Source organism: Streptomyces ziwulingensis (assembly GCF_039542605.1).
In the GTDB taxonomy this organism is placed as follows: domain Bacteria; phylum Actinomycetota; class Actinomycetes; order Streptomycetales; family Streptomycetaceae; genus Streptomyces; species Streptomyces ziwulingensis.
This window is the reverse complement of record NZ_BAABIG010000006.1, coordinates 1-10,423: the sequence shown is the minus strand read 5'-3', so window position 1 is coordinate 10,423 and position 10,423 is coordinate 1. Positions and strand designations below refer to the sequence as shown.

Here is a 10,423-nt window from a genome sequence, read left to right as displayed (position 1 = left end):
TCGAGTCCAGCGCCCACCCGGTGCTCGTCCAGCCCGTCAGCGAGATCGTCGACGAGACCCGCGCGGACGCGGTGGCCACCGGCTCCCTGCGCCGTGATGAGGGCGGTCTGCGACGGCTGTTGACGTCGATGGCCGAAGTGTTCGTCCGGGGCGTCACCGTCGACTGGACCGGCGTACTGCCCGAGGGCGCCGGTGACACCCACCTCGGCCTGCCGACGTACGCCTTCGACCACCGCCACTACTGGCTGAAGACCGCGCCGGCCACCGACGCCTCCTCGCTCGGCCAGGCCGCCGCCGACCACCCCCTGCTGGGCGCGGTCGTCCCGCTGCCCCAGACCGACGGGCTGGTCTTCACCTCCCGTCTCTCCCCGCGCACCCACCCCTGGCTGACCGACCACGTCGTCGGTGACGCGGTCGTCGTACCCGCCACCGCCCTGGTCGAACTCGCCCTGCGCGCCGGCGACGAGGCGGGCACCACCCGCCTGGACGAACTGACCGTGGAGACACCGCTGATACTGCCCGAAGAGGGCGGCATACGTGTCCAGGTCGCCGTCGGCGGCCCCGACGACACCGGTGCGCGCACCGTCGACATCCACGCGGCCGGCGAGGGCGCCGAGGCCGCCGTCTGGACCCGGCACGCCACCGGACGGCTGTCACCCGCCCCGCTCACCGCCGCCGAGGCGAGCGCCGAGCTGACGCTGTGGCCGCCCACCGGCGCCCGCCCGGCCGACGCCGACGAGCTGTACAAGGACCTGCTCCACCTCGGCCACCCCTTCGGCCCTGCCTTCCGGGGCGTACGGGCGCTGTGGCGGCGCGGTGACGAGGTCTTCGCCGAAGTCGCCCTGGCCGAGGAACAGCGGGCCGGCGCCGAACGGTTCGGCATCCATCCCGCGCTGCTCGACGCCGCCGTGCAGTCCGGGCTGCGGCACGCGGCCACGGCCGACCCGGACGGCACCGGGCAGCGGCTGTGGCAGCCCGCCACCTGGCAGGGGCTCACCCTGCACGCCACCGGCGCGACCACGCTCCGGGTGCGGCTCGCCCCGACCGGCACCGGCGCTCTCGCCCTGGAGGCGGCCGACGAGGCCGGCGGTCTCGTCGTGACCCTGGACGCCCTGGGCTTCCTGCCGGTCCCCGGCGACCGGCTGACCGCGGTCCAGGGCGACGCCGCCGACTCCCTGTTCCGCGTCGAGTGGACGGAACTCCCGGCGGTCGCCGCCGAGGCGCGGCAGGTGCCGCAGTGGGTGCCGCTGTTCCACCCGGACGAGGTCGACATCCTCGCCGGCGCGGCCACCGGCCCCATGGTCGCCGTGATCGAGGCCGTGACCCCCGACGGCACCGCCGACGCCGCCCTCTCCCAGGCCGACCGCATGGTGGCCGTGCTCCAGAACTGGTTCGCCGCGACCAGCCTGGAGGAGTCCCACCTCGTGGTCCTCACCCGGGGGGCCGTGCCCGCCGGCGGGGACGCCGCGGTGACGGACCCGGCCGGTGCGGCGGTCTGGGGCCTGGTCCGCGCGGCCCAGGCCGAGAACCCCGGCCGGATCGTCCTGATCGACACCGACACCGACCTCGACATCGGCTACGGCACGGCTGTCGAACCGCTGCTCGCCACGGTCCTCGCCTCGGGCGAGGCCCAGGTGGCGGTACGTGGCGCCGCGGGTGACGCGGGTCGTGGTGCGGTGTTGTCGGTGCCGCGGCTGGTGCGGGCGCCGGAGTCCGGGCCGGCCGTCGGGTTTCGTTCCGGTGGTTCGGTGCTGGTCACCGGTGGTACCGGTTCGCTGGGCGCGCTGGTGGCCAGGCACCTGGTCGAGCACCATGGTGTACGGCACCTGGTGCTGGCCGGCCGGCGGGGTGCGGCGGCCGAGGGTGCCGAGGAGCTGAAGGCCGAACTGTCGGGTCTGGGCGCGGCGTCGGTGGACCTGGTGGCCTGCGACGTGTCCGACCGTACGGCGGTGGCGGAACTGCTGGACTCGGTCCCGGCGGAGCACCCCCTGACGGGTGTGATCCACACCGCCGGTGTCCTGGACGACGGCGTGATCGGCGCCCTCACCCCCGAACGGATGGCGGGCGTCTTCGGCCCGAAGGCGAGCGCCGCCGCCCACCTGGACGAACTGACCCGCGCCCTGGACCTGACGGTCTTCGCCGTCTACTCCTCCGGCGCCGGACTGTTCGGCTCGGCGGGCCAGGGCAACTACGCCGCCGCCAACGCCTACCTCGACGGCCTGATGGCCCGCCGCCGCGCCGCCGGACTGCCGGCCGTGTCGCTGGCCTGGGGGCTGTGGGAGCAGAGCACCGGCCTGACGGCCCACCTCAGCGCCACCGACCAGGCCCGCATGGGCCGCGGCGGCGTCCGCGCCCTCACCCCCGAAGAGGGCCTGGCCCTCTTCGACACCGCGCTCGGCGCCGAGCAGGCCCTCGTCGTCCCGATCAAGCTGGACCTGCGGGCCGCCCGTGCCGACGCGGCCTCCGGCGGCACGGTCCAGCCGCTGATGCGCGGCCTGATCCGGGTCACCCGGCAGGCCGCCCGGACGGCCACCGCGGACCGCAGCGGCGGCGGCCTGGCCGACCGGCTCGCCGGACTCACCCCCGACGAGCAGGAGGCGCTGCTCCTGGACCTCGTCCGCGGACAGGTCGCCACCGTCCTCGGCCACGCCGGGGCCGACCAGGTCAGGGCGGAGAAGGCGTTCAAGGACGCCGGCTTCGACTCCCTCACCTCCGTCGAACTGCGCAACCGGGTCCGCGACGCCAGCGGCCTCACCCTGCCGACGACCGTCGTCTTCGACTACCCGACCCCGCTCGCCCTCGCCCGCCACCTGCACAGCCACTTCGGCCACGTCGCCGCCGCCGGGGCCGCCCCCGTACCGGCCGTCGCCGCGGCCGACCCCGGGGAGCCGATCGCGATCGTCGGCATGGCCTGCCGGCTGCCCGGCGGTGTGGCCGGCCCCGAGGACCTCTGGGAACTGGTCGCCCAGGGCCGGGACGCCATGTCCGGCTTCCCGTCCGACCGGGGCTGGGACCTGGAGGGCCTGTTCGACTCCGACCCCGACCGCGTCGGGACGTCCTACGTCGACCAGGGCGGCTTCCTCTACGACGCCGGCCTGTTCGACGCGGGCTTCTTCGGGATCTCGCCGCGTGAGGCGCTGGCGATGGACCCGCAGCAGCGGCTCCTCCTGGAGACCTCCTGGGAGGCGCTGGAGCGGGCGGGCATCGACCCCCTCTCCCTGAAGGGCACGGACGTCGGCGTGTTCTCCGGCGTGATGACCCAGGGCTACGGCTTCGGCGGCGAACTCCCGCCGGAACTGGCCGGGTTCACGGCCACCGGCTCCGCGGGCAGCGTGGCCTCCGGTCGGGTGTCGTACGTCTTCGGCCTGGAAGGCCCCGCGGTCACCGTGGACACGGCCTGCTCCTCGTCCCTGGTCGCCATCCACCTCGCCGCGCAGGCGCTGCGGGGCGGCGAGTGCTCGATGGCCCTGGCCGGCGGCGCCACCGTCCTCGCCAACCCCTACACCTTCGTGGAGTTCTCCCGGCAGCAGGCGCTCTCCCCCGACGGCCGGTGCAAGGCCTTCTCCTCGTCCGCCGACGGCACCGGCTGGGCCGAGGGCGCGGGTGTGGTCGTACTGGAACGGCTGTCCGAGGCCCGGCGCAAGGGCCACCGGGTACTCGCGGTGGTCCGGGGCAGCGCGGTCAACCAGGACGGCGCGTCGAACGGCCTGACCGCTCCGAACGGGCCGTCGCAGCAACGCGTGATCCGCAAGGCCCTGGCCAGTGCCGGACTGTCCGTGTCCGAGGTGGACGCGGTGGAGGCGCACGGCACCGGCACGGTCCTCGGCGACCCGATCGAGGCACAGGCCCTGCTCGCCACCTACGGCCAGGACCGCGAGGAGCCGCTGCGGATCGGGTCGGTGAAGTCGAACATCGGCCACGCCCAGGCCGCCGCCGGGGTCGCCGGTGTCATCAAGACCGTCGAAGCGCTGCGGCACGCGGTACTGCCGCCCACCCTCCACGTCGACCAGCCGTCGACCGAGGTGGACTGGTCCACGGGTGCGGTGGAGGTGCTCACCGAGGCCCGGGCGTGGCCGGAGACCGGCCGCCCGCGCCGCGCCGGTGTCTCCGCCTTCGGCGTCAGCGGCACCAACGCCCACGTGATCCTGGAACAGGCCCCCGAGGAGCCGGCCGCGGCACCGGTGGCCCCGGCCGACGGCGTGCTGCCGGTGGTGGTCTCGGCGCGGAGCGCCGGCGCACTCGCCGGACAGGCCGCACGGCTGGCCGAGTTCGTCGCGGCGGCCGAGGTCTCGCCGACAGCCGTCGCGGGAGCACTCGTCGACCGGCGGGCGGTGCTGTCCGAGCGGGCCGTCGTGGTCGCCGGGTCACGGGAGGAGGTGGTGGCCGGCCTGGCGGCGCTGGCCGCGGGTGAGTCCTCGCCGAGTGTGGTCACCGGCTCGGAGAGCGGCGGCGGCACGGTGTTCGTGTTCCCGGGGCAGGGCTCGCAACGGCTCGGGACGGGCCGCGAGCTGTACGACCGCTATCCGGTCTTCGCCAGTGCGCTGGACGAGGCCTGTGCCGCGCTGGACGCCCGGCTGGCCGGCTGGGCGGACCACTCCGTCAAGAACGTGATCTTCGGCGAGGTCGGCAACGCGGGCGGCGGCCTGCTGGATCAGACGGTGTTCACGCAGGCCGGGCTGTTCGCGGTCGAGTCGGCCCTGTTCCGTCTGGTGGAGTCCTGGGGTGTACGGCCGGACGTGGTGGCCGGGCATTCGATCGGTGAGGTCGTCGCGGCGCATGTCGCGGGTGTGCTGTCGCTTCAGGACGCGGCGGCGTTGGTCGCGGCGCGCGGCCGGCTGATGCAGGCCCTGCCGCCGGGCGGGGCGATGGTCGCGGTCGCCGCCACCGTGGCGGAGATCGAGGAGTACCTCGGCGCGGGCGTCGACCTCGCGGCGGTCAACGCGCCCGGCTCGGTCGTCCTCTCGGGTGACGAGGGAGCCGTCACCGCCGTGGCGGACAAACTGGTCGAGCAGGGCCGCCGGGTGAAGCGGCTCACGGTCTCCCACGCCTTCCACTCGGAGCTGATGGAGCCGATGCTGTCCGACTTCGCGGCGGCGCTGTCCGGGCTGACCTGGAACGAACCGTCGATCCCCGTCGTATCGAACGTGACGGGCCGGATCGCCGGACCGGGCCAGTTGACGGACCCGGCCTACTGGGTCGAGCACGTCCGCCGTCCGGTCCGTTTCGCGGAGGGGATCGCGGCCTCGGGCGGCTCGGTGTTCCTGGAACTCGGCCCCGGTGGTGCCCTGACGGGTGCCATCGCCGAGTCGGCCGGCGAGGACGCGGTGGGCGTGCCCGCCCTGCGCGACGAGCGCGGCGAGGCACAGACGCTCCTGCTCTCCCTCGCGGAGCTGTTCGTCCGGGGCGCGAAGGTCGACTGGACGGCCGTGCTCCCCGAGGGCGCCACCAACGCCCACGTGGACCTGCCGACGTACGCCTTCGACCACCGTCACTACTGGCTGCGGACCGCCCCCGCCACCGACGCCGCAGCCCTCGGCCAGAGCACGGCGAACCACCCGCTGCTCGGCGCGGTGGTGGAGGTACCGGAGACCGGCGGAGTGCTCTGCACCTCCCGGCTGTCCCTGCGCACCCACCCCTGGCTGGCCGACCACGCCGTCGGCGGAGTCGTCCTCGTGCCCGGCACCGGCCTGGTCGAACTCGCCGTACGGGCCGGTGACGAGGCCGGCTGCGGAGTACTGGACGAACTGGTCATCGAAGCACCCCTGATCGTCCCCGAACAGGGCGGCGTCCGGGTCCAGGTCGCCGTCGGCGGCCCCGACGGCAACGGCCTGCGGAGCGTCGCGGTCTACTCGGCCCGCGAGAACACCGCCGGCGAGATCGGCACCGACGCCTGGACCCGCCACGCCACCGGCGCCCTGACCGCGTCGGTGCCGGACAGCCCCGCCTTCGACACCACGGTCTGGCCGCCGGCCGACGCCGAACCCGTCGGCCTCGACCCCACCTCCTTCTACGCGGACCTGGCGAGCAACGGCTACGCCTACGGCCCCGCCTTCCAGGGCCTGCGAGCGGTGTGGCGGCGCGGCGAGGAGATCTTCGCCGAGGTGGCCCTGCCGGACGAGTGGCGCGACGAGGCGGCCCGGTTCGGCCTCCACCCCGCCCTGCTGGACGCGGCCCTGCACACCGGGGCCTTCGCCCAGCCCGACGACGGACCCAACGTCCTGCCGTTCGCCTGGAACGGCCTGGCCCTGCACGCCGCCGGCGCCGCCTCCCTGCGGGTGCGGATCGCGCCGCGCGGAACCGACGTGCTGACCCTCGTCGCGGTCGACGACGACGGCGGTCCCGTCCTGACCGTCGACTCGGTCACCTTCCGCCCGGTCGACGTCGAACAGCTCGACGCCGCCGCGACGGCCGACGACGACCGCGACGCCCTGTTCGCCGTCGACTGGACCGAACTCCCCGTGCCCGCCGAGACGACGCCGACAGCGACCGTACCCGGGTGGAAACGGGTCACCGGCGCCGCCGAGGTGACCGCGCTCAAGGGCGAGGTGCCCGAGGCCGCCGTCCTGGAGTCGGCGGGCTCCGGCGACGGCGCCGAGGAGACACTCGCCCGGACCGCCACCGTCCTGGAGACGGTCCAGGCATGGCTCGCCGACGAGGAGTTCGAGAGCGCGCGACTGCTGGTGGTCACCCGGGGCGCGGTGCCCGCGGGCGGCGACGCGGCCGTGACCGACGCGGCCGGTGCGGCGGTCTGGGGCCTGGTCCGCGCGGCCCAGGCCGAGAACCCCGGCCGGATCGTCCTGCTCGACCTGGACCCGGCCACCGACACCCCCGTGGACGACTTCCTGACCCCGGTCCTCGCCTCGGGCGAGGCCCAGGTGGCGGTACGTGGCGCCGCGGGTGACGCGGGTCGTGGTGCGGTGTTGTCGGTGCCGCGGCTGGTGCGGGCGCCGGAGGGCGGCCCGGCCGTCGGGTTCCGTCCCGGTGGCTCGGTGCTGGTCACCGGTGGTACCGGTTCGCTGGGCGCGCTGGTGGCCAGGCACCTGGTCGAGCACCATGGTGTACGGCACCTGGTGCTGGCCGGCCGGCGGGGTGCGGCGGCCGAGGGCGCCGAGGAGCTGAAGGCCGAACTGTCGGCTCTGGGCGCGGCGTCGGTGGACCTGGTGGCCTGCGACGTGTCCCACCGTACGGCGGTGGCGGAACTGCTGGACTCGGTTCCGGCGGAGCACCCCCTGACGGGTGTGATCCACACCGCCGGTGTCCTGGACGACGGCGTGATCGGCGCCCTCACCCCCGAACGGCTCGCCGGGGTCTTCGCACCCAAGGTCAGCGCGGTACGGCACCTGGACGAACTGACCCGCGCCCTGGACCTGACGGCGTTCGCCGTCTTCTCCTCCGCGTCCGGACTGTTCGGCTCGGCGGGCCAGGGCAACTACGCCGCCGCCAACGCCTACCTCGACGCGGTCGCCCACCAGCGCCGCGCGGCCGGCCTCCCCGCCACCTCGCTCGCCTGGGGCCTGTGGGAGCAGACCAGCGGCATGACCGCCCACCTGGGCGCCGCCGACCAGGCCCGGATGAGCCGGGGCGGCGTCCTGCCCATCGGCCCCGCCGAGGGCATGCGGCTCCTCGACGCGGCCCTCGACACCGGCGCGGCCCTCCTCGTACCCATCAAGCTGGACCTGCGTGCCCTGCGCGGCGACGCGACAGCGGGACGCGCCGTGCAGCCCCTGCTGCGCGGCCTGGTCCGCACCGGCCGCCAACCGGTCCGTGCCACGGCCGGGGACAGCACCGGCGGACTCACCCGCCGGCTCACCGGACTCGACCCCGCCGAACAGGAAGCACTGCTCCTGGACCTCGTCCGCGGCCACGTCGCGAGCGTCCTCGGTCACGCCGGGGCCGAACAGGTCGGTACGGAGACGGCGTTCAAGGACGCCGGGTTCGACTCGCTGACCTCCGTCGAACTGCGCAACCGGCTCCGCGAGACCACCGGACTCAAACTCGCCGCCACGGTCGTCTTCGACTACCCGAACCCGCTTGCTCTGGCCCGCCATCTCCACGCGGAACTGGGGACCACCGACGACGCCCTGTCGCTGGTGCACGAAAAGATCGGGGACATCGATTCACTGATCGCCGGACTGCTTGCCGACGAGTCCAAGAAGGCCGACATCGTGCTTCGCCTCCAGGGTCTGGTCGCGAAGTGCAACGGAGCGGTCGAGGAGGCACCGGGCTCCGCCGTGGCGGAGCAACTGGAATCGGCCTCCGCCGATGAGGTCCTCGACTTCATCAACGACGAATTCGGAATCGTCTGACCGTCACGTTCGCGCGGACCGTCAAACCCTCGGTGAGGAATGGAAGATGGCCACAGAGCAGGAACTCCTCAAGTACCTCAAGCGCGTCACGACCGAACTGCACGACCTGCGCCGGCAGGTCCGGCGGAACGCGGACGAGCCGGTCGCGATCGTCGGCATGGCCTGCCGGCTGCCCGGCGGCGTGACGACGCCGGAGGAGCTGTGGCGCCTGGTCGCCGAGGGCCGGGACGCGGTGTCCGACTTCCCCGCCGACCGCGGCTGGGACCTGGACACCCTCTTCGCCGACGACCCGGACAAGACCGGCACCACCTACGCCCGCCAGGGCGGCTTCCTGCACGAGGCCGGTCTGTTCGACGCCGAGTTCTTCGGCATCTCCCCCCGTGAGGCGCTGGCGATGGACCCGCAGCAGCGGCTCCTCCTGGAAACCTCCTGGGAAGCACTCGAACAGGCCGGCATCGACCCGCTCTCCCTCAAGGGCGCGGACGTCGGCGTCTTCAACGGCATCATGGGCGTCGACTACTTCATCGGCGGCAGCCTCCCGCCGGAACTGGAGGGCTACGCCGGCACCGGCGGCGCCGGCAGCGTCGCCTCCGGCCGCATCTCCTACGTCTTCGGCTTCGAGGGCCCGGCCGTGACGGTGGACACGGCCTGCTCGTCCTCCCTTGTCGCCATGCACCTCGCGGCGCAGGCGCTGCGGCGCGGCGAGTGCTCGATGGCCCTCGCCGGCGGCGCGACCGTCATGGCCACCCCGCACACCTTCGTGGACTTCTCCCGGCAGCGGGGACTGGCCTCGGACGGACGCTGCAAGTCGTACGCGGACACGGCCGACGGCACGGGCTGGGCCGAGGGCGCCGGTGTGGTCGTACTGGAACGGCTGTCCGAGGCCCGCCGCAAGGGCCACCGGGTACTCGCCGTACTGCGGGGCAGCGCGGTCAACCAGGACGGCGCGTCGAACGGCCTGACCGCCCCCAACGGGCCGTCGCAGCAACGCGTGATCCGCAAGGCCCTGGCGAACGCCGGACTGTCCCCGGCCGACGTGGACGCGGTCGAGGGGCACGGCACCGGCACGGTCCTCGGCGACCCCATCGAGGCGCAGGCCCTCCTCGCCACCTACGGCCAGGACCGCGAACGCCCGCTGTGGCTCGGCTCGCTGAAGTCGAACATCGGCCACGCCCAGGCCGCTTCCGGCGTCGCCGGCGTCATCAAAATGGTGCAGGCCCTGCGCCACGGCATCCTCCCGCCCACCCTGCACGCCCAAGAGCCCAGCACCCGCGTGGACTGGGAGGCCGGGGCGGTGCGGCTCCTCCATGAGAGCAGCCCCTGGCCGGAGACCGACCGGCCGCGCCGGGTGGGCGTCTCCGGCTTCGGCGTCAGCGGCACCAACGCGCACCTGATCCTGGAGCAGGCGCCGGAGGAGCCCGCCGTCGAGCCGGTGACCCCGGGCGATGGTCCGGTGCCGGTGGTGAGGCCCGTGGTGCTGCCGGTGGTGGTGCCGGTGGTGGTTTCGGCGCGGAGTGCCGGTGCGCTGGCCGGGCAGGCGGGACGGCTGGCGTCGTTCGTCGGGGACAGCGATGCTCCCTTGGCGACCGTCGCGGGGGCGCTGGTGTCCCGGCGGGCGGTGCTGTCGGAGCGGGCCGTGGTGGTCGCCGGGTCGCGGGAGGAGACGGTGGCCGGGCTGGCGGCGCTGGCCGCGGGTGAGTCCTCGCCTGCGGTGGTCACGGGTACGGGCGCCGGGGGCAAGACGGTGTTCGTGTTCCCCGGGCAGGGGTCGCAGCGGATCGGCATGGGCGCTGAGCTGTATGAGAGGTACCCGGTGTTCGCGCGGGCGCTGGACGAGGCTTGTGCGGCGCTGGACGGTCACCTTGATGTGGAGCACTCCGTCAAGGATGTGATCTTCGGCGAGGTCGGCGCTGGTGACGGTTTGCTGGATCGGACGGTGTTCACGCAGGCCGGGCTGTTCGCGGTGGAGTCGGCTCTGTTCCGGTTGCTGGAGTCCTGGGGTGTGCGGCCGGACGTGGTGGCCGGGCATTCGATCGGTGAGGTTGTCGCGGCGCATGTCGCGGGTGTGCTGTCGCTTCAGGATGCGGCGGCGCTGGTCGCGGCGCGCGGCCGGCTGA

At 74.3% G+C, this 10,423-nt stretch carries 2 protein-coding genes; both read left to right on the top strand.

Features of this window, described 5'->3' with window-relative positions; genetic code table 11:
* Positions 1–20: 20 nt before the first annotated feature.
* Entirely contained in the window at positions 21–8,306 is an 8,286-nt protein-coding gene (locus ABEB00_RS02965; RefSeq protein ID WP_345617235.1) for an SDR family NAD(P)-dependent oxidoreductase, read from the top strand.
* Positions 8,307–8,352: 46 nt separating this feature from the next.
* Positions 8,353–10,423: type I polyketide synthase (locus tag ABEB00_RS02960; RefSeq protein WP_345617234.1), on the top strand; the 2,071-nt coding region annotated here is incomplete at its 3' end.